Origin of the sequence: Methylophaga sp. UBA3613, from assembly GCF_002375415.1 — a bacterium.
In the GTDB taxonomy this organism is placed as follows: domain Bacteria; phylum Pseudomonadota; class Gammaproteobacteria; order Nitrosococcales; family Methylophagaceae; genus Methylophaga.
The window spans coordinates 24,625-47,674 of the sequence record NZ_DFLS01000013.1; the positions used below are offsets into that span (position 1 = coordinate 24,625).

Consider the following 23,050-nt stretch of genomic DNA (forward strand, 5'->3'; position numbering starts at 1 on the left):
TATAAGACGAATCGATTTATTTGCGACCCAGAGCCAAAAAGCCACCGACGACTACCGCAACCGCGCCACCGATGATGTACCACATGGTTTCATCAGTAAAACGACCGGTGAATGTTTCGGTCACTTGATCGCCTAATGACTGAGAAGCATTAAAACCAAATACCAACAAGATAATGCCGATAACTACTAAAATTATGCCTAAAAGCTTTTGACTTCCCATGTTCTCTCTCCTGTTAATTATTTATTTTTTTAAGTTCTCCATGGGTGTTCTGGTAAATCGCAAACGCCGATTGTTTCAACGCCTGCACGTGCAACCAGGTCATCATTTTCAACCGAGCTACCGCTTACTCCAATCGCACCCGACATAAATCCTTCGTCATCAACGATTGGCACACCGCCGGGAAAGGTAATCATGCCATCATTTGAATGTTCGATGCCATATAAAGGCTGACCCGGTTGAGATAATTGACCGATTTCACCACTGGGCATACCAAAATACACTGCAGTCCGGGCTTTTTTGATAGCAATATCAATACTGCCAACCCAGGCATCATCCATACGATAGAATGCTTTCAACGCGCCACCGGAGTCAACTACAGCAATACACATACGGGTGTCAGTTGATTCAGCTTTTTTGAGGGCGCCATCAATCGCTTTTTTAGCCGCTTCTGAAGTAACGTGCATGGTTATCTCCTTAATTGAGTTGCTGGATCAGAAACTGTTGAAAAAGTATTTTTTCACCAACACTATTTCATAGAGAAAATAGGACCCAGACAGGGATTAAGATTTATATTGAAACCTTAAATTTTAATAGATGCCTTTCCACTGTAAGCGGACTCGATATAAACGCAATAACATAAGTCAAAACCATTCATAGCCTTTGAGCGAAGGATAAGCGTATGAAACACTTTTCAATACTATTGACGCTAATGATGAGTGCATTTACAAGTCAGGTATTTGCTGAAGACAGCCAGTTGACCCAACAGCAACTTGATGAGGCCTGTGAAACAGCAAGGCTGGAGAAGTTAACGCCTATCCGGGAAAAATATGCTGACCAATGTGTTGCTGAATGGGATCGCAGCCAGCAATATTGTGACCGGTTTTATAGTGATTACGGCAATGCCGGGGGAGAAGCTCCAGTTTTATTTTACGATTTGCCAGAATGCGAGAAAGCCTGGAATTACCGGCGAAGATATCGCAGTGCAGATTAAAGCCAATTTAAAGGAACACCTGGTATAACGAATTGGTTAAACAGTTTTGTATGACAGCCTGTAATATTTAGCGCAATTTATTAGTTCAGGGAATCAGAGTGGAACAACGCGGTAAGGAACATTTTATTGGGCTGGAATGGCTGCGGTTTTTGCTCGGTTTATATATCGTTGTTTTTCACACGTTACATACTTATAAACTCAAAGAAAAAGCCCCCTGGTTGATGGATATGGTTGGTGTGGGTTTTTTTGCCACCAGCAGTTTTTTTGTATTGTCCGGATTTCTTTTAGCGCATGTTTATTGCCGAAACGGTGAACTCCGCGAAGCAGCGACCAGCTTTTGGTCAAAGCGCTTTTCTAACTTATATCCGCTACATGTTTTTTCATTGCTGCTCACGTTTTCGGTACTGAGCATTATCAATTATCTGGGCCTTCCTCCAGATGATGTGAAAGCCACAGTAAGGTTTGTGGTGTATGACACAAATGTGGATTTGGGTGAAGCAGGGCGGGCATCAATTGAACATTACATGAGTAATAGTGAGTTACTAATTAATTCGTTATTGCAGATATTCATGTTGCAGGCCTGGAACCCTTTCTATCTGACGTTTAACGCGCCATTATGGTCAATTTCGACGTTGTTTTTCTTTTATCTGACCTTTCCTTTTGCTGCGCCGTATCTGATGCGGGTAAAACATAAAATTCTGTGGCTTTCAGCATTGATGCTGATTTACCTTATTCCACCTCTATTGGTTATTTGGAATGGCGATTACGGTATGCCATTTACTGGCATGTTGCATCGCATGCCGATTATTCGTATTCCAGAGTTTTTTGCTGGCATTCTCTGCTATGCCTTGTTTCGTCAGCTGCGAGATAGTGGGCGTGATCCACAATTCATGATGCGAATCCTGATGGGGTTGTTTGTCATGCTGTGTTTTCTCGGCGCGATATGGCTGCTTAGAGGCGAACGTTACTGGTATTTCCTTCTGCATAACGGTTTGTTATTGCCGGCACAGCTGATGCTGATTTATCTGTGCGCTTTAGCAGGAACGCCACGCAATGAATGGTTTAACAACTGGTCACGTCGGCTGGGTGCAGCATCATTGCCATTGTTTGTATTGCATGTGCCTGCCTTTGTATTATTTTCCCGATCAGAAAAAATACTTAATGTAGTATCGATTGAGTGCTTGCAGAACTGGAATAGCTGCGCGGTTCAGGCAAGCGAACAAAGCTTATCGATTTGGTTTTATCCATTGTTCCTGCTGCTGACCGTTATCTTGTGTATCTGGTCAATGGAGCACGCGGTGGTGCCTACCCGTAAGTGGATATTAAAACGGTTGCCATTTAAGGCAATCAAGCAATCCTGATTTTTTATGTGCCAATGGCGGCCTGATTCTATATATAAGCAAAATTCATTTTCAGTCACAACAGAGGCAGTTATGAAAGATCAACAGACCCTAACAAATCGCTCAGGACGTTCATCCACATTTTTCAGTCGGTTTGTTGCCATCAGCTTGTTGATGATCTCAAGCAGTCTTTATGCCTTTTCACTCGACGATGTCGCTGAAAAAGCTCAGGCACTGGTCAAACAGGACTATGTCAAACCACAAAGCAATCTGCCCGCAGAGTTCAGTCAGATGCAGTTTGCCGATTACATGAAAATCCAGCCAAGAGTAGAGCAATTTCATTGGAACGAACAGCAAACGCCATTCCGACTGGCGTTTTATCATCAAGGAATGCACTTTAAAGTGCCGGTAAAGATTAATGAGATCCTGCCTAATGGCATGACGGAAATTAACTACGATCCGGAAAATTTCTCTTTTGGTGATTTAACTTTTGAAAAAGTCACCACGGCGAGTCTGGGGTATGCCGGTTTTCGTGTTTTATATCCCATCAATAAAGCGGATAAATACGATGAAATCATGAGTGTGTTGGGCGCGAGTTATTTCAGGGTTATTGGTGAGGATCAGGTTTATGGGCTCTCGGGGCGAGGGATGAATATTGATACTGCGGTTGCTGATGATATTACAGAAGAGTTTCCAGAATTTCGTGAATTCTGGATTCAGCGTCCCCAACCCGGTGAAGAGAATCTGGTGATTTATGCATTGCTGGATTCGCCTAGCGCGACGGGAGCTTATCGTTTTGATTTACAACCAGGCACCGATACCGTGCTGGATGTTGAAGCAAAAGTGTATTTGCGTAAAGACGTTCATGAGCTAGGTCTAGCGACACTTACCAGTATGTTTTTATATGATGGCCGACAACCACCGAGCCAGCATAATTTCCGCCCACAAATTCATGATTCGAACGGGTTAGCCATTCATGCTGGAAACGGGGAAAGGATTTGGCGTCCGCTGAATAACCCGGATGGGGTGTCTGTGAGTACTTGGCAGGTCGAAAACCCGAAAGGCTTTGGTTTGTTGCAGCGCGGCCGTGAGTTTTCGCGCTTTCAGGAATTGGATGATTTATACCATTTACGACCAAGTGCCTGGATTGAAACCAAAAGTGCCTGGGGTAAAGGTCGCATCAAATTGATTGAATATCGCACAGCAGATGAGACTAATGACAATATCGGGACTTTCTGGATTCCGGATAATCTTCCGCCGCTGGGGGAGCCGCTAGAAATGTCTTATCGGATCCATTGGACGCTGGATGAGCCGTCATTGGCAGACCCCAATATTGCCTGGGTGTCACAAACATTACGTTCTGCAGGTGAAGACAAACAAGCCAATCTGATTCGTGATTTGGATGAAACCATATTATTGCAAGTGGATTTTGAAGGACCGGTATTGACAGAGCGGGGTGAACATCAAGTACCAGCAACACAAATCAGTATCAGTGAGCATGCCGAAATTTTAAGCAGCCACTTACGTTATAACCCAGCCACCAAAGGCTGGCGTTTAATGATGCGTACGCAGATTCATGATCCAAATAAAGTGGTAGAAATGCGTGCCGCGCTGGTCGATGAACATCAGCAACCCTTATCCGAAACATGGAGCTATCAGATTCCTGTTGGCTATGCTGTAACCCGCTGAAAAAATTACTAGAAGGCTCAGCCCAGCATAGACAAGTGATTTGTTTTACGGTGACTAATTTTGCGCTAACAAAAACAATCACTTGTCTGTACTCTAAGGCGTAAAAAGCGTATGCTGTGCGCCCTTTATCACTGACTGATTTTATGGCCGGAAAACTTTTTATCAGAACCTTTGGCTGCCAGATGAACGAGTACGACTCGAACAAGATGGCCGAGGTGCTTGCTGCGTCACATCAATTGGAAACAACCGATATCGCTGAAGATGCCGATGTGTTGTTGCTTAATACCTGTTCGATTCGTGAAAAAGCTCAGGAAAAGGTTTTTCATCAACTGGGTCGCTGGAAGCGCTGGAAAGATAAAAAACCACATCTGGTGATTGGGGTTGGCGGTTGTGTGGCCAGTCAGGAAGGTGAGGCGATTCGTAAACGTGCGCCTTATGTCGATCTGATTTTTGGACCACAAACTCTGCATCGACTGCCCACCATGTTGGACGATGTCAGAAAAAATAATAAACCGGAAATTGATATTTCGTTTCCGGAAATCGAAAAGTTCGATAATTTGCCTGCGCCAAAAGCCGATGGCCCAACAGCATTTGTTTCCATCATGGAAGGTTGCAGCAAGTACTGCACATTCTGTGTTGTGCCGTATACCCGGGGTGAAGAAGTCAGTCGTCCAGTGGGTGCTGTGTTACGAGAGATTCGACAACTGGCCGCCCAGGGCGTGCGTGAAGTCAATCTGTTAGGACAAAACGTTAATGCCTATCGCGGTATTATTGAAGATGATGAAACCGCTGATCTGGCGTTATTGATTCACTATGTCGCAGCAATTGAAGGTATTGAGCGAATTCGCTTTACTACCTCGCATCCGGTGGAATTTTCCGATTCATTGATCGAAGCGTTTGCCGAAATTCCGGAATTGGTCAACCACCTGCATTTACCGGTGCAGTCCGGCTCAGATCGAATTCTGGCGATGATGAAACGCGGCCATACTGTTGCGCAATATATTGAAAAAATTGAACGGGTCAAAAAAATCCGTCCGAATCTGAGTATGTCGAGCGATTTTATTGTCGGATTTCCTAATGAAACCGAAGAAGATTTCAACGCGACGATGGCGTTGATTAATCAGATAGGTTTTGATCACTCTTTTAGCTTTATATACAGCGCGCGTCCTGGTACACCAGCAGCGATGTTTAATGATTCAGTTTCTGATGAAGAGAAAAAACAGCGTCTGCAAATTATGCAGGATCGTTTACGTGAGCTTGAAAATGCTGTGAGTGAATCGATGCTTGGTACGGTGCAACGTGTCTTGGTAGAGCGTGCTGCACATCGCGATGCCGGTGAAATCGCCGGCAGAACTGAAAATAATCGGGTCGTCAATTTCCCCGGTGATATTGCGCTGGTGGGCAAGTTTGTCGATGTGCGTGTCACAGAGGCACACACCAACTCCTTGCGAGGAGAACTTCTTGCTGATAGCGTTATCCTCTAACTCCTTTTTGGAATCTAATTTGTGGTCACTCCAGCTGTTACAGTTGACACGATAAGCTTTGAATTAAGTCCTGCGGATAATCCCCGCCTAGCCAACCTATGTGGTCATCTGGATGAACATATCCGGATGATGGAACGTGGATTCGGTGTGGAAATCAATAACCGTGGTGGCAAGTTCCAGATCATCGGTAAGCCGGATATTCTGGCTGAAGTACAGGATGTGATACATGCCTTGTATGCTGACACCGCCCAATCTGTTCTGGAACCGGAACAGGTACATCTGGCGATTCGTGAATCGGGTGGTACTGAAACCACCGGGTTTGAAGAAGAAAAAGAAGTTTCCATCAAAACCAAACGCGGCCTGATTAAGGCGCGGGGTGAAAATCAACAAGCCTATTTGCGCCGTGTAATGACCCATGACATCAACTTTGGTGTTGGACCTGCCGGTACCGGTAAAACCTATCTGGCGGTTGCCTGTGCGGTAGAAGCGCTGGAACGCGACTTTGCCAGACGTATTGTACTGGTCAGACCGGCGGTTGAAGCCGGTGAAAGACTTGGTTTCCTGCCAGGTGATCTGGCCCAGAAAGTGGATCCGTATTTACGGCCTTTATTTGATGCGCTCTATGAAATGCTGGGTTTTGAACGTGTTGCCAAACTGATTGAACGCAATGTGATCGAAGTAGCCCCACTGGCATATATGCGTGGCCGTACTTTGAATGAATCGTTTATTATTCTGGATGAAGCACAAAACACCACGGTTGAGCAGATGAAAATGTTTCTGACCCGTCTGGGATATAACTCGACAGCGGTGATCACCGGCGATATTACCCAGGTGGATTTGCCGGGTTCCACCCGTTCAGGTCTCCGTCATGCCATAGAAGTCTTAAAAGATATTGAAGGCATTGGCTTTACTTTTTTCCAGGCAAAAGACGTGGTGCGTCATTCCTTGGTGCAGAAAGTTATTCTGGCTTACGAAAAGGCTGAAACAAAGTCGTGAACGTCATTATCGATTTGCAGCAGGCAACTGATGCAGATGTGCCATCTGAACAACAATTTCAACTCTGGGCCAGTGCTGCGCTGGCGGAAGTCAACGAAGACTGTGAATTAAGCATTCGCCTGGTCGATGAAACCGAAAGTGCCGAATTGAATAATGATTATCGCGGCAAAAACTATCCGACCAATGTTTTATCATTTCCCTTTGAGTCACCTGTGCCGCTAGAACCTATGTTGTTAGGTGATCTGGTGCTGTGTGTTCCGGTAGTAGAGCGTGAAGCTGCCGAGCAAGAGAAAACCATAAATGATCATTGGGCACATTTAATTGTGCATGGCTGTTTGCATTTACTTGGCTATGATCATATTGAAGACGATGAGGCAGAATTAATGGAATCGTTGGAAATTAAAATTTTACACAAGCTTGATATTAACAATCCTTATACAGAGCAGAGGGTTACATCATGAGTGAGGGACGACCGAGTCGCTCAGACAGTCCAGTTTCCTGGGTGCGAAAATTAAGTAATCTGTTCCTGGAACCTAAAGACCAGGAACAGTTGATTGAATTACTACGCAATGCTTCTGAACGGCATATTCTTGATGCCGAAGCTTTGTCGATTGTCGAGGGCGCTTTGAGCGTCTCACAGATGCAAGCTCGCGACATTATGATTCCGCGTTCACAGGTGGTGATGGTTTCTCGAGATGCGCCACCGGAAGAAACACTTAAGCTGGTCACGGAAACATCGCATTCACGGTTTCCAGTGATTGATGATGATCGTGATGATGTTATCGGGATTCTGCTCGCCAAGGATTTGCTGGCGGCAGTGGTCAGCTCTGGTGAGTTTAATTTTGATCTGCGTGAATTGTTACGTCCAGCGGTGTTTATCCCCGAAAGTAAGCGTTTAAATGTTCTGCTGCGTGAATTTCGTGCCCGTCGTAATCATATGGCAATCGTTGTAGATGAGTATGGCGGTGTTGCCGGCATGATCACCATCGAAAATGTGCTTGAACAAATTGTTGGTGAAATTGAAGACGAGCATGATGTGGATGATGATGCGCCGATTCTGCAACGTGATGACAATACCTTCACTGTCAAAGCATTGACCCCGGTAGAAGACTTTAACGAGTATTTTGAAACCGAGTGGAGTGACGATGATTTTGATACGGTTGGCGGCCATGTAGTGAATCAATTTGGTCATCTGCCCGGCCGGGGAGAGCAAGTCACAATTGGTGCACTGGAATTCACCGTGTTACGTGCAGATAAACGTCGAGTTCATTTGTTACGGATGGTGAAGTTACCCGAAGAAACTGAAAGCGAAAGCGAAACAGAATAATGACAACTTCCAGGCAGATGGCTTGGCAAGGCGCATTTGGCAGTTGGGCAGCATTATTGGCCGGTGCCATCCTGCCATTGAGTCTAGCCCCTTTTCACTATTACCCATTGGCGGTGTTGAGCCTGCTCGCGCTGTTTCTCAGTTGGCAAGGAGTCAGTCCTCGTCAGGCGTTGTGGCGAGGCACGCTGTTTGGTACCGGTATGTTCGGTGTAGGTGTTTCCTGGGTTTTTGTGGCTATCCATGTTTTTGGACAGGCCAGCATACTGCTTGCAGGTTTGCTGACTGCATTGTTTGTGGTTGCTCTGGGTTTCATGATCGGCATATTAGGGTGGGGGTTAAAACGCCTGACCGGTCCAGCATTATCCAGTAAAGATTTCCTGATATTACTGCCCAGCAGCTGGCTTTTGTTTGAGTGGTTTAAAGCCTGGTTTCTGACAGGATTTCCCTGGCTGGAAGTGGGTACCGGACAAATTGAAGGCCCACTTGCCGGTTTTATTCCGTTAATCAGTGTTCACGGTGCCTCCTGGCTGGTGGCATTGACCGCCGGTAGTCTGGCAATAGTGATTTACCAGCGTAAATGGATATTTCTCATTTTGCCCGCAGTGATTTGGGGCAGCGCTTTTTCCCTGCAATCGGTTGAATGGACCAAACCCATTGGTGAACCGGTTAAAGCAGCCTTGATTCAAGGCAATGTGCCGCAGGACATTAAATGGGATCCCCAGCAGTTACGTAATACATTGCAGTTATATGCTGATCTGAGTCGAGAGAATTGGGATGCAGAGGTAATTGTCTGGCCTGAAAATGCAGCAACAGCGTTTTATCACCAAATAGATGAAGGTTATCTCGAACCATTAGGTCGCGAAGCACGTTCGCAGAATACCGATATTATTCTCGGGCTGCCGGTGTTGGATGAAAATGGTGAAGATTATTACAACAGTATGGTCAGTCTGACCGAAACACCGGTGTTTTATCACAAGCGTCACTTGGTTCCATTTGGTGATTACGTTCCTTTTGAAACCCTGCGTGGATTGATCAAATTCTTTGATTTACCGATGTCAGCGTTTGTACCGGGCGGTTCCGAGCAACCGCAAATGATGTTGGCAGGCCATCCAGTCGGGGTGTCTATCTGCTATGAAGATGCCTTTTCATCTGAAGTTCGTGAAACTGTACCGGCGGCAACCATGTTGATTAACGCCACCAATAATGCCTGGTATGGTGATTCTTTCGCACCGCACCAGCATTTACAAATCTCACGAAGCCGGGGCTTGGAGACCGGGCGGCCGATTTTGCGGGTCACAACTAACGGGATTTCAGCGTTTATTGATTATAAGGGCGTTATTCAGCAACAGAGTCCTCAATTTGAATTAGCTGTACTGAAAGGTGACATTCAACCCAGAGAGGGAGTCACTCCCTACGTGCGTTTCGGGCAATGGCCATTATGGATTTTAACTTTGCTGATGCTGACTTTGTGGGCGTATTATCAGTATTTTTATCGGCGTAAAGAGTCTTAATCTTCCATGCAATTAATGACTATCCAGCGCATTCTGGGCATTTTACTGAGCCTGTTCAGTATCACTATGCTGCCACCTGTGCTGGTTTCATGGTGGTTTAACGACGGCGCTGCTACCGCCTTTCTGACAGCGTTCGTGATTCTGGTCAGTACTGGTTTGTTGTTATGGTTACCTGCGAGAAAACACCGTAAAGAGTTGAAGATCCGCGATGGATTTATCGTGGTGGTAATGTTCTGGATTGCTTTGGGTTTTTCCGGGGCATTACCGTTTTATCTGACCGAATCACCCGCGATGAGTATTACCGATGCGGTGTTTGAGTCCATGTCGGGTTTAACCACCACCGGGGCGACGGTTCTGGTTGGTCTGGATACGCTGCCAGAAGCCGTATTGTTTTATCGTCAGTTTCTGCAGTGGTTGGGGGGGATGGGGATCGTGGTCTTGGCCGTTGCTATCCTGCCATTATTAGGCGTCGGTGGCATGCAGCTGTATCGTGCAGAAACACCTGGTCCGATGAAAGACGCCAAATTAACTCCACGTATTACCGAAACCGCAAAAGCACTTTGGTATATCTATTTGAGCCTGACGATCGCTTGTGCCATCGCCTATTACTGGGCAGGTATGTCATGGTTTGATGCCATTGGCCATAGTTTTTCTACCGTCGCCATAGGCGGGTTTTCCACCCACGATGCCAGCATGGGTTTTTTTAACAGCGCGACGATTGAAATGATCGCGGTGGCTTTCATGCTGGTTTCAGCGATGAATTTTTCATTACATTTTCTCGCCTGGCGCCATCGCACTCTGATGCATTATCTGCGAGACTCAGAGTTAAAAGTATTTTTAAGCATCATGTTCGTTATCTCGCTTATAACGGCAACTTATCTGTATTTCACCGGCACCTTTGATGATGGTTGGACCGCTGCTCATCATGGTATTTTCCAAGCGGTTTCCATCGGTACCACCACTGGTTTTACCACTACCGATTATTATTTGTGGCCAGGTTTTCTGCCAATTTTATTATTGATGACCAGCTATATCGGTGGCTGTGCTTTTTCCACAGGTGGCGGTATTAAGGTGATTCGCGCGATGCTGCTGTTTAAACAGGGATATCGTGAAGTGTTAAGGTTGATTCATCCTAACGCTGTATTTGCCATTAAAGTGAACGGTAAAGCGCTACCCCCCAAAGTTGTTGGTGCGGTCTGGGGCTTCTTTGCCTTGTATGTTTTCTGTTTCAGTATCATGCATCTTTTATTGATGGCCACTGGCCTTGATGTGGTGACGTCGTTTTCTGCTGTAACCGCTTGTTTGAATAATCTTGGGCCGGGACTGGGGGATGTCGGGGCAAATTTTGGACAGATTAATGCCCCATCAAAGTGGATATTATGCGTTGCCATGTTATTAGGTCGTCTTGAAATCTTCACCTTGTTAGTCGTGTTAACCCCGGCATTCTGGCGTCGATAATGTCTGATAGTCAGCAAAAATGGGATCAGCGCTATCGAACAGAGATTGCTGTTTATCCTGAGCCTGCTCTGGTGCTTACTCAAAATCAGCATTTACTGCCTGAGCAGGGAATAGCGCTGGATTTGGCATGTGGTTTAGGTGCCAATGCCTTGTTGATGGCCAGTCTGGGGTTACAGACTCACGCATGGGATATCAGTTCTGAAGCTTTGGCGAAACTGAACGCAGAGATTCAACAGCGACAGTTACAGGTTATTACTGAGCAGCGGGATGTGAGTGTGGCAGCGCCTGACAATTCGAGCTTTGATGTCATTGTCGTCAGTCAGTTTCTGGATCGCAAACTTTGCCCGAAACTTATCAATGCGTTAAAGCCCGGCGGCTTACTTTTTTATCAAACCTTCTGTCGCGATAAGGTAGATGGTTCCGGTCCGCAGAATCCCGAATTTTTACTGGCAGATAATGAACTATTAAATTTATTTACGAGTCTGAAATTGAGAGTTTATCGAGAAGAGTCGACACTTGGAGATACTTCCATGGGGTGGCGAAACATGGCGATGCTGGTGGGGCAAAAGTCATAATAAAAATAAATACTTAATAGGACTTGCTGAAAAGTCGCCGGATCAGTAGAATTACGCGGTTCAGAAAGGGCAAACATAAAAATCGTGTTTGTCGGGCAAACATCATTATTGGCGAGAACAGATATGAAAGCGGATATCCATCCAGATTATAGCGAAATCAATGTTACCTGTAGCTGTGGTAACAGTTTCAAAACCCGTTCAACACGCGGCAATGACCTGACGCTGGATGTATGCTCAGAATGTCATCCGTTCTACACCGGCAAACAGAAAATGCTGGATAGTGCTGGCCGTGTTGATAAATTCCGTCAAAAATACGGAAAATAATCTTGCGGGCTTAAGCCGAAGATACTAATGAACATCATCAACATTACATACAAAAGCCTCTGTCGATTGACAGGGGCTTTGTTATTTCTGGGCCTTTTATCCGGCTGTGCGCAAAATCCCGTGACAGGTGGCCAGGATTTTGTGATGATCAGCGAAAATAAAGAGCTTGAGATGGGCCGCACCTACCATCCTCAGATCATTGAACAATATGGTCGTTATGAAGATGAAGCGTTGCAGAGATATGTTCAGGATGTCGGACAAAGACTCGCTGCAGTCAGTCATCGGGATGATTTGGTTTATCGCTTTACTGTTTTAGATTCACCGGTTATCAATGCGTTTGCATTACCTGGTGGGTATATCTATATCACTCGGGGAATGATGGCCTATCTGAACTCCGAAGCTGAGCTTGCAGCCGTTCTCGGGCATGAGATTGGTCATGTAACTGCTCGCCATGGCGTGCGCCAGCAAAGTGCAGCCCAGGCAGCAAGTTTAGGATACACACTGGGAGCAATACTGCTTCCGGGGTTACGCACGGCAGGTGCCCAGGATCTGTTTAATGTGTTTGGTGGTGCTTTACTTAGTGGTTATGGTCGCGAACACGAATTAGAGTCTGACAGGCTTGGTGCCGAATACCTGGCCCGTTCTGGCTATCCTTCAGAGGCCATGATAGAAGTTATTGGTGTATTAAAAGATCAGGCAACTTTTGCCGAAGCCGAGGCTAAAAAACAAGGCCAGGATTATCAGGGTTACCACGGTCTGTTTGCTTCTCACCCAGATAATGACACTCGGCTGCAGGAAGTTGTTAAAGCGGCTGATAAATACAAAACCACTGTTCGAGAAGATGAAGGTACTGAGCGCTATCTACAGCGTATCGATGGCATGGTGTTTGGAGACAGTGAATCTCAGGGTATTCGCTCTGGTCGAAATTTCTACCATAGTGAAATGCAGTTTGCATTGAGTTTTCCGCAGAATTGGCATATTCAGAACAACCCTTCCAGTCTTCGTGCAACCGCGCCGCAAGGGGCCGCTATTATTGAGATGGGAGCTTCCGATCTTAATCGTAAACAGACCCCCGCTGAGTTTATTCGGGACAGGTTGAATATTAAAGATTTGAAAAATGGGGAGCCGCTCTCCACTAATGGCTTACAGGGTTATACTGGTTTGACCGTAGCTGAGGGCAAGCCTGTTCGAGTGGCGGTCATATACTTACGAGAGCAAGCGTTTATTTTTATTGCGACCACCAAATCGTCAGGAGATTTCAATAAATTTGATCCGGCGTTTCGTGAGACGGTGATGAGCTTCCATGCTATGCGTCAGGATGAACAGCAATTCGCTGAAGCACAGCGTATCGATGTGGTCAAAGTCGATAGTAACGATAGTTATTCCAGCTGGGCAGCCAAAACACGAATCAGTAATAGTCCGATACAGCAATTGCGGCTATTGAACGGCGATTATCCAAATGGTGAACTGAAGCCAGGACAATTGGCCAAGCGTGTTCGTTAACTGAGAATTGCAGTGCGCTGATTGACGTTCAGCATCCAATTAAGTACCTCCTCAATTGCAATTTGAACCACCTATCCTAAATAGGGTGGCATCACTGTTGCCAATTTATTGAGCTGTCATTCTGCCGGCAGTTTATAGCGAGATAGTGTTTTCCATTTGCCATAGTTTGTTAGCTTTTCATAGCCACTACCCGTTATTTCCCCTACGACCTTAGAAATGACTTCTATAGAAACTACAGCGACATATCCACCTTGTTGAACAAAATGAGTCACCACATCAATACTGGCGACTAGTTTTGTGTCTGCCAAAGCGCGAATTGAGTGGGATACATGCATGTATCCCACAACCACTCTTGTCCTACATTGATTGATGCTTTTTCAGCCCACAACAGAGGTGGCTAAGAAAGATCAACAGAACCTAGAACAGCTCTATCAGAGAGTCATCCTGTTCAGTGGATGTGGCACCACTGCCGCCACGCATTGCCGGAACATTATCTTTACGGAAGGTTTCGTAGATTGCTTCGGTATCGCCGGGACGTGCCAGTAGTCCAGTTTCAGGATCGATGCGAACAGTGACCATATCAACAGGTTGTTCAAAGTTTTTCTCGGGCACATCTTCAAGTGCAACTCGCATAAAATCAATCCACATTGGCAAAGCTGCACGCCCGCCTGTTTCATAGCGGCCTAAAGTGCGGGGATTATCAAATCCAACCCAGCTTATGGCAACCAGATCGGGATTAAAGCCATTAAACCAGGCATCCAGTTGATCATTGGTTGTTCCGGTTTTACCAGCCAGGTCACCGCGATTTAAACTTAATGCCTGACGACCTGTACCAAATTTCACTACATCACGCAGCATGCTGTTCATTATGTAAGCATTTTGAGGGGTAATGACCTGCTTGGCTGGATAAAAGCCTAACAATTCAGCTTGCATCAGGGCTTCTTCTTCACTGATATCAGCTGCGGGTATGGCACAGCTGTCGCAGACTTTCTTAGGTTTGGTCTGCATCAGGATTTCACCAGCAGTATTTTCAACCCGGGAAATAATATAGGGATCTATCAGGTGACCACCATTTGCCAAAGTAGCATAAGCTCTTGCCATATCAATTGGTGCTGCATTACCACTTCCCAGTGCGATAGAAAGATTGGGTGGAACTTGTTCAGGCTTAAACCCGAAACGTTGTACATAATCTACCGTATAGGCAATGCCGATATCTCTTAACAACCTTATTGATACCAGGTTTCTTGAATGAGTAAGTGCTTCTCTCAGACGAGTTGGGCCAAAAAATCGACCACTGTAATTTTCCGGACGCCAGACATTTTCCAAACCGGGGTCATCAAATACCACCGGCGCATCGTTGATCACGGTAGCCGCGGTATAGCCTTTTTCCAGCGCAGCAGAGTATACAAATGGTTTAAAGCCAGAACCCGGTTGACGTTTTGATTGCACTACCCGGTTAAACTTATTCTGAAAGAAATCAAATCCGCCCTGCAGGGAGGTGATTGCTCCATCCTCAGAAGCAAGAGAAATCAGGGCTCCCTGGACTTCCGGTATCTGTGTCAATTGCCATGAATTCTCTTCCAGCTCCCGCAGATAGATGATATCGCCAACCGCCAATACGTCGTCGATAGTCTGTGGTTTCTTGCCCATGCTGTTAGCACTGAGTTGTGGCTGAGCCCAACTTACTGCGGCAAACGGTAACTCTATTTGGCCCAAGCGTTTTACAAAAACCTGGGCAATATTATCTTCTATACTTAATACCAATGCTGGACTGAGGGCACCAATAACTGAATAATCCTTAAGGAACAGTTCTGAAGCTGCCTGATCCGGTAATTCGCTGAACTCAACCTTGGCAGCCGGGCCGCGATATCCATGTCGTTTATCATAAGCCAGTAATGCATCCTGCAGAGCTTTAGTGGCAGCCTGCTGATGTTTGGCTTTAATCGTCGTAAAGACCTTAGTACCGTTTTCATAGATCTCTTCGCCAAACTGCTCAATCAGATAGGTACGGACCATCTCCGAAACATAGGGAGCATAGACTTCTATTTCACGTCCATGATAGCGGGCACTTACTTCTTCTTTTATTGCTTCTTGATATTCGGCCTGAGAAATAAACCCGACATCTAGCATTCTACTGAGCACATAATTACGGCGATCCAGCGCTCTTTGTGGGGCGGTAATAGGGTTAGTCGTCGAGGGCGCTTTTGGCAGACCGGCTATCATTGCCATTTGACCCAACGTTAACTCGTCCAACGTTTTCCCATAATAGACTTGAGCCGCTGCACCAACACCGTAAGAGCGGTGACCAAGAAATATTTTATTCAGATATAAGGTGAGAATTTCTTCTTTGGATAATGTGTTTTCAATTTCCAGTGAAAGAAAAATTTCATTGATTTTGCGCAAATAAGTTTTTTCATTGCTTAAGAAAAAATTCCGGGCAACCTGCATGGTAATGGTACTGCCACCCTGTGTTTTTTCACCCGTGAGTGCCAGCGAATACGCTGCACGAAGCAAGCCTTGATAATCCACTCCCGGGTGTTCAAAAAATCGGTCATCTTCCGCTGCCAGGAAAGCTTCTATGAGTTGAGTGGGGAAATCCTCATAAGCGACCGGAATGCGGCGCTTTTCGCCAAACTCGGCCATCAAAAGACCTTCTTCACTAAAAATACGTAAAGGAATCTGCAACTGAATCGTGCGCAACGATTCCGTGCTAGGTAGCTTGGGTGACAGAAATAGATAGACTACAGCGATAAACAGTAGACCAGCTATCAAAAAGGTAAAGGCCCATTTAAAAAGGCGTGATACAAGTCGCGACATTGGATTATTTCGTTCGCAAAAAATAAAACCGTAGAGTATATATAAACATCCTAATAAAGCCAGTTAATGACTTTTTGGGAAGATGTCACAGTTTTAGTTGTTGACATCCTAGTAATTGTTAATAAACTACTTTAACTTACAAGTGTAAGTGTACTGCACACATCATTTCGATGGAATTGGGGCGATGCATGTTTGGACGTAAGAAATCCCCTTTACTAGGGATAGACATCAGTTCTTCGGTTGTGAAGCTGCTAGAACTAAATAAACGCGGTGATCGTTATACCGTCGAATCCTACGCAGTGGAACCGCTTCCTGTAAATGCTGTGGTAGAAGGTCGTATTGAAAACAGCGACGAAGTTGCCGGTGCGATACGACGTGCTATAAAGCGTTCAGGCACGAAGTCCCGAGATGCTGCAGTCGCGGTTTCGGCAAATTCTGCTATCACCAAAGTTGTTTCCTTTCCTTCCTCCATTTCAGAACGCGACATGGAAGAAAACGTGATGCTGGAAGCTGAAAACTATATTCCCTATCCACTGGATGAAGTGCGTCTGGATTTTGAAATATTGGGTCCTTCTGCAGCCGATGCTGATGCAGTAGATGTATTGTTAGCCGCTTCGCGTCGTGAAAATGTTGATGCTCGCACCAATGTGCTGGAAAAAGCTGGTCTCAAACCCCGGCTGGTCGATGTTGAAGCCTATACTGTTGAAAATGCCTTTTCTCTTATCGCCAGACAATTACCCAATCAGGGTAATGGATTAACGGTAGCTGTTGCCGATGTCGGTGCAAACGTTACTACCTTGCACGTGCTGGTCAATGGCAAAATTGTATTTACCCGCGAACAAACTTTTGGCGGCCGGATGCTTACCGAAGATATTGAGCGTTATTATGGAATGTCTTATCAGGAAGCGGGCCGTGCCAAAAAAGATGGCAGCCTGCCGGATGACTACGCGCCAAAAGTACTTGAGCCTTTCAAACGTTCCATGGCTGTAACCATCACTCGAGCACTGCAGTTTTTCTTTTCAGCTTCAAGCCAGTACCAATCAATTGATCATATTATTCTGGCAGGAGGCTGCGCCTCTATAGAAGGTGTCGATAAAATTGTTGAGTCAGAAACAGGTACCTCGACGTCAGTAGCCAACCCTTTCACTGATATGGGGCTGGGTACCCGGGTCAAGGTGCAGGCATTGAGTAATGATGCGCCCTCGATGATGATAGCGTGTGGGCTGGCCATGAGGAGTTTTGACTAATGGCACATATCAACCTTCTCCCCTGGCGCGAAGAAAAACGCCAAGAAAGACAGCAGCAGTTCTTTATTGCGATGGGGCTGACATTAGCTCTCGCCATTATCATTTTTGCTATTTTCAATAGCCATATGAACAGTTTGCTGGATAAACAGAATCAGCGAAATGCTTATTTGCAAAAAGAAATTGCCATTTTGGATACGCAGATTAAAGAAATCCAGGATTTAGAAAAACAACGTGATCGTTTGCTGGCCAGAATGCGGGTTATTCAGGATTTGCAGCAGAGCCGTCCTAAAGTTGTAAAAGTATTTGATTCTATTGTGAGAACTGTACCAGAAGGTATTCATCTTCAAGTTTTAAGCCGCGAGGGCGATAAACTGATTGTGCAGGGGGTAGCACAGACTAATGCCAGAGTGTCCGTGTTTATGAATCAACTCGATAATGATCCAGAGTTTACCGAATCAACACTTCGCGTTATTCAGCGTACATCCTCCCGTGATGATGCAATTCGTCAATTCACTCTGGAAGTGACTGAATCCAAACCTGAAACGGATGAGGAGCTATAGTCGTGGATATCCCTTCAGTTAATGATATTGATTTCAATGAAAGTGGCGAATGGCCTCTGATTGGAAAAATCGTTGCCGGATTGCTGATTTTTGCAGTGATTTGGGGCGCTGGTTATTACTTTATAATCAAAGATAAGCGTGTCGAATTGGCGCAACTTGAACAAACAGAAACAGAACTGCGCACAAGCTTTGAGATAAAACAAAGCAAAGCCGTTAATCTTGAAGCATATAAAGAACAGATGAAAGAAATGGAATTGTCATTTGCTTCCATGTTGCAGCAGTTACCCCGGAAAAGTGAAGTGGCTGATCTGCTGGTAGATATTTCCAGAACCGGTTTGGTAAATGGGCTTGAATTTGAACTATTCAAACCGGAAGAAGAACGGCCAATTGATTTTTACATTGAATTGCCGATCACCATGCGTGTAACTGGCACGTACCATCAATTTGCTGAATTTATTAGTGGGATAGCGGCCTTACCGCGTATTGTGACACTGCATAATTTCAAAATGGGTCCATTGACCAGCGATGGGAATATGACCATGGATATTACGGCCAAGACCTATCGTTACTTTGACGAGCAGGGTAATTAATGATGAACATATCCATAGTTATCCATTCATTGATTCAGAAGCTTCTTCTGCTTTCCATGGCATTTATGCTCGTGGCCTGTTCACAACCAAAAGACGATCTGCAAGCCTATGTTGCCGAAGTAAAAGCACGTCAAGTAGTTGATATTCCTCCCATTCCAGTGATGAAGCCTTACGAAAAATTCAGTTATGCTGCTGCTGAGTTACGTGATCCATTTGTTCCAACCGTCATTGATGTTCCCGAACCGGAACCGGAGCAAGTGGTTGATAACGGCATTCAACCTAATGAAAACCGGATGAAGGAAATTCTGGAAAATTATTCGCTGGCTGATTTGCAATATGTCGGCACCCTGGAACAAGACAGTTTATGGGCATTAATACGGGCTCCAGACAGTACGATACATCGTGTGCAAATTGGTAACTATATGGGTATGAACCATGGCCAGATTGTTGCGATCAGTGAAACACAACTGACATTAAAAGAGATCGTTCCTGAAGGAAACGGCTATAACGAGCGTGAGACGACAGTACCCGTCGTAGAGATAAATTAAGGGCCAAACAATGATGAGTATATACGGAATGAAAATCACTCGGCGTCAAGCCTTCACCAACATCGACAAGAATTTTATGGAGCGGTGGCGGTCGAGTCTGGGTTTGCTTTCATTATTGTTCGTCAGCAGTCTTGTTTCAGCAAATGAACTGCAATCCTTGGATTATTCAGCGTTATCGGGTAACAAAGGTGTTGTCACATTAACTTTTTCCGAAGCGGTTGAAAAACCAGAAAGCTTTGCTACCGATGAGCCCGCACGGATCGTTCTGGATTTCCATGGTGTAAGCAATAAACTGAATGAAACCACCCAGCAGATAAATAATGGTCAGACCCGAAGTATTGCTACCGTAGAAGCAGGTGAACGTACCCGGATGGTTATTAATTTGCTTCGAAAATTACCTTATGAAATTGAAGTAGAAGGGAAGATCGTCAAAGTTTTCCTTAATGAAAACAATGGGCAGATTGCAAAAGCACCACTTCCAAATACAACTCCGTTAGCTGCTCCAGATATTAATTCGGTGACGGATATCGATTTCAGACGTGGCGAACAAGGCGAAGGCAGATTAATATTGCAGTTAAAAAATGAAAATACTGCTATGGATATTCGTCGTGAAAGTGGAGATTTGATTGTAGATTTGCCTGGGGTTGACTTGCCCGACCAATTGAAACGCAAACTGGATGTAATGGATTTTGCGACCCCGGTGAATTTGATTGAAAGTATGCAAACACGCGATGGGTCCAGGTTGGTGCTTACAACTACTGGCAAGTTTGAACATCTGGCTTACCAATCTGGCGATAAGCTGGTTGTTGAGGTAAAACCAGTTGCAGAACGAACTACAGCTGAGACCACTGAAAATGAATTTGGCTTTGAAGGTGAGAAGCTGTCGCTGAATTTCCAGAATATTGAAGTTCGTGCCGTTTTACAGTTACTGGCTGATTTTAACGGTATGAATCTGGTGACCAGCGACACAGTGACCGGCAACTTAACCCTGCGTTTGAAAAATGTACCTTGGGATCAGGCATTGGATATTATTTTGAAAACCAAGGGTCTGGGTATGCGTCAGAATGGTAATGTCATGCTGATTGCCCCAGCAGCAGAAATTGCCGCTCGCGAAAAACAGGAGCTTGAGGCCAGACGTCAATTGGTCGAGCTGGAACCACTCTATTCCGAGATATTTGAAGTCAACTTTGCAAAAGCCACAGATATGGCTGAGATTTTAACGACAACTCAAGGTCAAACTACAGCCGGGAGCAGTGCTGGCGGATTTCTTTCAGATCGTGGCAGCGTAGTGGTTGACCAACGGACCAACTCTTTACTGCTTCGTGATACTGCTAGAAATCTTGCCGATGTTCGCAAATTAATTGAAAAACTGGATATTCCGGTACGTCAGGTGTTAATTGAATCGCGGATTGTTATTGCCAACAATGACTTTACTAAGGAGCTGGGGGTGCGTTTTGGCACCTCAGCTGAAAGTGGCACATTGGGAGCAGGCACATCCGGTTCTCTGGAAGGTTTGCAGGTTCCGGCGAATAATCTGGATGCGGTGGTTCCCACAAACCAGGCTGGATTACGTGGTCAGGATTTAAATGTGAACTTACCAGTTGCCAATCCGGCAGGGACTATTGCTTTGGCGTTGGCTAAATTGCCTTTGGGAGCGGTGCTGGAGTTGGAGCTTTCTGCGATGCAGGAGGAAGGCAAAGGTGAGATTATTTCAACACCACGTGTCATCACTTCAAACCAAAAACAGGCTACCATTGAGCAAGGTACCGAAATTCCCTATCAGGAAGCTTCATCAAGTGGTGCAACCTCGGTTTCATTCAAAGAGGCACTGTTAAAACTGGATGTGACTCCGCAGATTACGCCGGATGATCGCATTGTGATGGATCTGGAAGTGAATAAAGACGAAGTAGGTGCCATTTTCCTCGGCGTTCCTAGTATTGATACCAGAAGCGTTCGCACGCAGGTATTGGTGGATAATGGCGAAACTGTGGTGTTGGGGGGTATTTATGAACAAACCTCTAGAACAGAATCGACACGTGTACCATTCTTTGGTGATTTGCCTTATGTGGGCTTCCTCTTCAAAACCAATTTAAATGAAGATCGTCAACGTGAACTGCTGGTATTTGTGACACCAAAAATTATTAAGGAAGGTATGGATTATTAATTCCTGCTTTTTCAGTTAATATAAAAAACCGGATCTACTATGATCCGGTTTTTTTTTCACGATAAACAGTTGAGTCATTAGCCACGTGATTTCAGGTAATATATTTCTGGTGGGACCAATGGGGTCTGGAAAGTCTACCATTGGTCGACAGCTTGCTAAAAAGCTGCATCGTAAGTTTTTTGATAGTGATCGTGAGATTGAAAAGCGCACTGGTGTATCCATCTCCTGGATTTTTGAGATGGAAGGTGAAGAGGGCTTCAGAGAGCGCGAGCAAAAAGTGATTGATGAGCTTAGCGCAATGGAGAATATTGTAATGGCAACTGGTGGCGGTGCTGTGCTGGCGGAGGCAAACCGGCGCAATCTGAAACGTGGCAAGGTTGTCTATCTGGCGGCCACAGCGGAACAACTTTACCGCCGCACATCTCGTGATACCAGCCGTCCTTTACTGCAGGTAGGGGATCGTCGCCAGCAAATAAAACAACTAATGGCACAGCGGGATCCTTTATATCGGGAAGTGGCTGATGTGGTGTTACAAACGGGTGATCAGTCTGTAACCCGAACCGTGAACGCAGTGATAAAACAACTGCAACAATTAAAAACAAAAGAAAACTGAATATGATGAAAACGCTTCAAGTTGCGCTCGGTGATCGCAGTTATCCCATCCATATTGGTGAAAATCTGCTATCGGAAAGTGATTTATTTACCGCCCATATCCGGGGAAAGGAAGTGTTGATTGTTACCAATGAAACGGTGGCACCTCTGTACCTGGATACCGTAAAAACAGCGTTAAAAGACTATCGGCTGGAAAGTGTTATTTTGCCAGATGGTGAACAATATAAAACGCTGGACACCATGCAGCTGATTTTTGATCGTTTACTGGAAGCCAGATTGTCTCGTCAGGTAACCATTATTGCGCTGGGTGGTGGTGTTATAGGCGATATGGCAGGATTTGCTGCAGCCTGTTATCAGCGGGGGGTGCCCTTTATCCAGGTTCCCACCACCTTATTATCACAGGTCGACTCTTCAGTCGGCGGCAAAACCGCGGTCAATCATCCGTTAGGCAAAAATATGATTGGTGCGTTTTACCAGCCGCAATGTGTACTGGCAGATACTGCCACGTTAAAAACGTTGGATGATCGTCAGTTTTCTTCGGGACTGGCAGAAGTCATTAAATATGGGTTGATTAATGACGCTGAATTTTTTGACTGGCTTGAACAGAATATGTCGCTGCTGGTTTCGCGTGATCCTGAGGCACTGGCACAAGCGATTGCCCGATCCTGTCAGGATAAGGCAACCATTGTGGCAGATGATGAGCGTGAACAGGGTGTCAGAGCTTTGTTAAACCTTGGTCATACATTCGGTCATGCCATTGAGACTGGTTGTGGCTACGGGAATTGTCTGCATGGTGAGGCGATTGCAATAGGTATGGTGATGGCGGCCGACTTGTCGCAACGTATGGGATGGCTTAGCACGGAAAAAGTTACCCGTATCAGCGACATTATGAAAGCCGCTAATCTGCCTGTTACTGTCCCGGGTAAGTTAAGTTCTGCAGATTTTATGAACCTGATGGCGGTAGATAAAAAGGTTCAGGATGGACTGATTCGTCTGGTGTTGTTAAAAGATATCGGTCAGGCCATTATTTCCGATGACTATGATGGTGATGCCCTGGCTGAAACCCTGGCGAAATTTACTGCTGGAAATTGAGT

23 protein-coding genes are annotated in these 23,050 nt (G+C 45.5%); 19 read left to right on the forward strand and 4 right to left on the reverse strand.

The features are described from left to right. Nucleotides 1–16: 16 nt before the first annotated feature. Nucleotides 17–220 (reverse strand): DUF3185 family protein, encoded by a 204-nt coding sequence (locus tag B3S93_RS14395; RefSeq protein ID WP_292402866.1) that lies wholly within the window; start codon nt 218–220, stop codon nt 17–19. Between the two features lie 29 nt (nt 221–249). Continuing rightward, the gene (locus tag B3S93_RS14400; protein ID WP_292402871.1) at nt 250–684 is read right to left on the reverse strand and encodes a GlcG/HbpS family heme-binding protein; all 435 of its coding nucleotides are present in this window, start codon (nt 682–684) and stop codon (nt 250–252) included. A 215-nt stretch (nt 685–899) separates the two neighbouring features. On the opposite strand from B3S93_RS14400, the gene B3S93_RS14405 reads away from it, so the two are divergent. From B3S93_RS14405 to B3S93_RS14460, 12 genes are all read left to right on the forward strand, one after another. Then, nucleotides 900–1,211: a hypothetical protein gene (locus tag B3S93_RS14405; RefSeq protein WP_292402874.1), complete on the forward strand. Its 312-nt coding sequence runs from the start codon at nt 900–902 to the stop codon at nt 1,209–1,211. Between the two features lie 98 nt (nt 1,212–1,309). Then, nucleotides 1,310–2,572: an acyltransferase family protein gene (locus tag B3S93_RS14410; protein ID WP_292402877.1), complete on the forward strand. Its 1,263-nt coding sequence runs from the start codon at nt 1,310–1,312 to the stop codon at nt 2,570–2,572. Between the two features lie 72 nt (nt 2,573–2,644). Further along, complete coding sequence (locus B3S93_RS14415) at nt 2,645–4,240, forward strand: glucan biosynthesis protein G (RefSeq protein WP_349677850.1); 1,596 nt, start codon at nt 2,645–2,647, stop codon at nt 4,238–4,240. A gap of 143 nt (nt 4,241–4,383) precedes the next feature. Continuing rightward, on the forward strand, nt 4,384–5,724 hold the full coding sequence (gene miaB, locus B3S93_RS14420; RefSeq protein ID WP_292358264.1) for a tRNA (N6-isopentenyl adenosine(37)-C2)-methylthiotransferase MiaB: 1,341 nt from the start codon (nt 4,384–4,386) through the stop codon (nt 5,722–5,724). Between the two features lie 21 nt (nt 5,725–5,745). Further along, nucleotides 5,746–6,720: a PhoH family protein gene (locus tag B3S93_RS14425; RefSeq protein WP_292402880.1), complete on the forward strand. Its 975-nt coding sequence runs from the start codon at nt 5,746–5,748 to the stop codon at nt 6,718–6,720. After that, nucleotides 6,717–7,181: an rRNA maturation RNase YbeY gene (gene ybeY, locus B3S93_RS14430; RefSeq protein WP_292402884.1), complete on the forward strand. Its 465-nt coding sequence runs from the start codon at nt 6,717–6,719 to the stop codon at nt 7,179–7,181. The genes B3S93_RS14425 and ybeY overlap by 4 nt, the downstream gene beginning before the upstream one ends. Then, nucleotides 7,178–8,047, forward strand: a complete 870-nt coding sequence (locus tag B3S93_RS14435) for an HlyC/CorC family transporter (RefSeq protein WP_292358259.1) — start codon at nt 7,178–7,180, stop codon at nt 8,045–8,047. The genes ybeY and B3S93_RS14435 overlap by 4 nt, the downstream gene beginning before the upstream one ends. Further along, nucleotides 8,047–9,558, forward strand: a complete 1,512-nt coding sequence (gene lnt, locus B3S93_RS14440) for an apolipoprotein N-acyltransferase (RefSeq protein WP_292402888.1) — start codon at nt 8,047–8,049, stop codon at nt 9,556–9,558. Before B3S93_RS14435 ends, lnt begins: the two co-directional genes overlap by 1 nt. A 6-nt stretch (nt 9,559–9,564) precedes the next feature. Then, a complete protein-coding gene (locus B3S93_RS14445) occupies nt 9,565–11,016 on the forward strand; it encodes a TrkH family potassium uptake protein (protein ID WP_292358255.1) in 1,452 nt (483 codons plus the stop codon). Further along, nucleotides 11,016–11,591: a class I SAM-dependent methyltransferase gene (locus B3S93_RS14450; protein WP_292402891.1), complete on the forward strand. Its 576-nt coding sequence runs from the start codon at nt 11,016–11,018 to the stop codon at nt 11,589–11,591. The genes B3S93_RS14445 and B3S93_RS14450 overlap by 1 nt, the downstream gene beginning before the upstream one ends. A gap of 123 nt (nt 11,592–11,714) precedes the next feature. Further along, on the forward strand, nt 11,715–11,915 hold the full coding sequence (rpmE, locus tag B3S93_RS14455; RefSeq protein WP_014705308.1) for a 50S ribosomal protein L31: 201 nt from the start codon (nt 11,715–11,717) through the stop codon (nt 11,913–11,915). Between the two features lie 27 nt (nt 11,916–11,942). After that, nucleotides 11,943–13,418, forward strand: coding sequence for a M48 family metalloprotease (locus B3S93_RS14460; protein WP_292749177.1), 1,476 nt, complete (start codon nt 11,943–11,945; stop codon nt 13,416–13,418). A 116-nt stretch (nt 13,419–13,534) separates the two neighbouring features. On the opposite strand, the gene B3S93_RS14465 is transcribed toward B3S93_RS14460, so the two are convergent. Further along, nucleotides 13,535–13,753, reverse strand: a complete 219-nt coding sequence (locus tag B3S93_RS14465) for a hypothetical protein (RefSeq protein ID WP_292402898.1) — start codon at nt 13,751–13,753, stop codon at nt 13,535–13,537. 82 nt (nt 13,754–13,835) lie between these two features. After that, a complete protein-coding gene (locus B3S93_RS14470; protein ID WP_292402900.1) occupies nt 13,836–16,235 on the reverse strand; it encodes a penicillin-binding protein 1A in 2,400 nt (799 codons plus the stop codon). A 188-nt stretch (nt 16,236–16,423) separates the two neighbouring features. Here B3S93_RS14470 and B3S93_RS14475 point away from each other — a divergent pair, with 188 nt between their 5' ends. From B3S93_RS14475 to aroB, 7 genes are all read left to right on the forward strand, one after another. After that, nucleotides 16,424–17,482, forward strand: coding sequence for a pilus assembly protein PilM (locus tag B3S93_RS14475; RefSeq protein ID WP_292358248.1), 1,059 nt, complete (start codon nt 16,424–16,426; stop codon nt 17,480–17,482). Next, nucleotides 17,482–18,042, forward strand: coding sequence for a PilN domain-containing protein (locus B3S93_RS14480; protein WP_292358246.1), 561 nt, complete (start codon nt 17,482–17,484; stop codon nt 18,040–18,042). The genes B3S93_RS14475 and B3S93_RS14480 overlap by 1 nt, the downstream gene beginning before the upstream one ends. 2 nt (nt 18,043–18,044) lie before the next feature. Next, on the forward strand, nt 18,045–18,632 hold the full coding sequence (locus tag B3S93_RS14485; RefSeq protein ID WP_292358244.1) for a type 4a pilus biogenesis protein PilO: 588 nt from the start codon (nt 18,045–18,047) through the stop codon (nt 18,630–18,632). Then, on the forward strand, nt 18,632–19,180 hold the full coding sequence (locus B3S93_RS14490) for a pilus assembly protein PilP (RefSeq protein ID WP_292402902.1): 549 nt from the start codon (nt 18,632–18,634) through the stop codon (nt 19,178–19,180). Before B3S93_RS14485 ends, B3S93_RS14490 begins: the two co-directional genes overlap by 1 nt. 28 nt (nt 19,181–19,208) lie before the next feature. Beyond that, nucleotides 19,209–21,344, forward strand: a complete 2,136-nt coding sequence (pilQ, locus tag B3S93_RS14495) for a type IV pilus secretin PilQ (protein ID WP_292402904.1) — start codon at nt 19,209–19,211, stop codon at nt 21,342–21,344. Nucleotides 21,345–21,429: 85 nt separating this feature from the next. Then, nucleotides 21,430–21,957, forward strand: a complete 528-nt coding sequence (gene aroK, locus B3S93_RS14500; RefSeq protein ID WP_292402907.1) for a shikimate kinase AroK — start codon at nt 21,430–21,432, stop codon at nt 21,955–21,957. 5 nt (nt 21,958–21,962) lie between these two features. Further along, nucleotides 21,963–23,048 (forward strand): 3-dehydroquinate synthase, encoded by a 1,086-nt coding sequence (gene aroB / locus B3S93_RS14505; RefSeq protein ID WP_292402989.1) that lies wholly within the window; start codon nt 21,963–21,965, stop codon nt 23,046–23,048. Nucleotides 23,049–23,050: the final 2 nt, after the last annotated feature.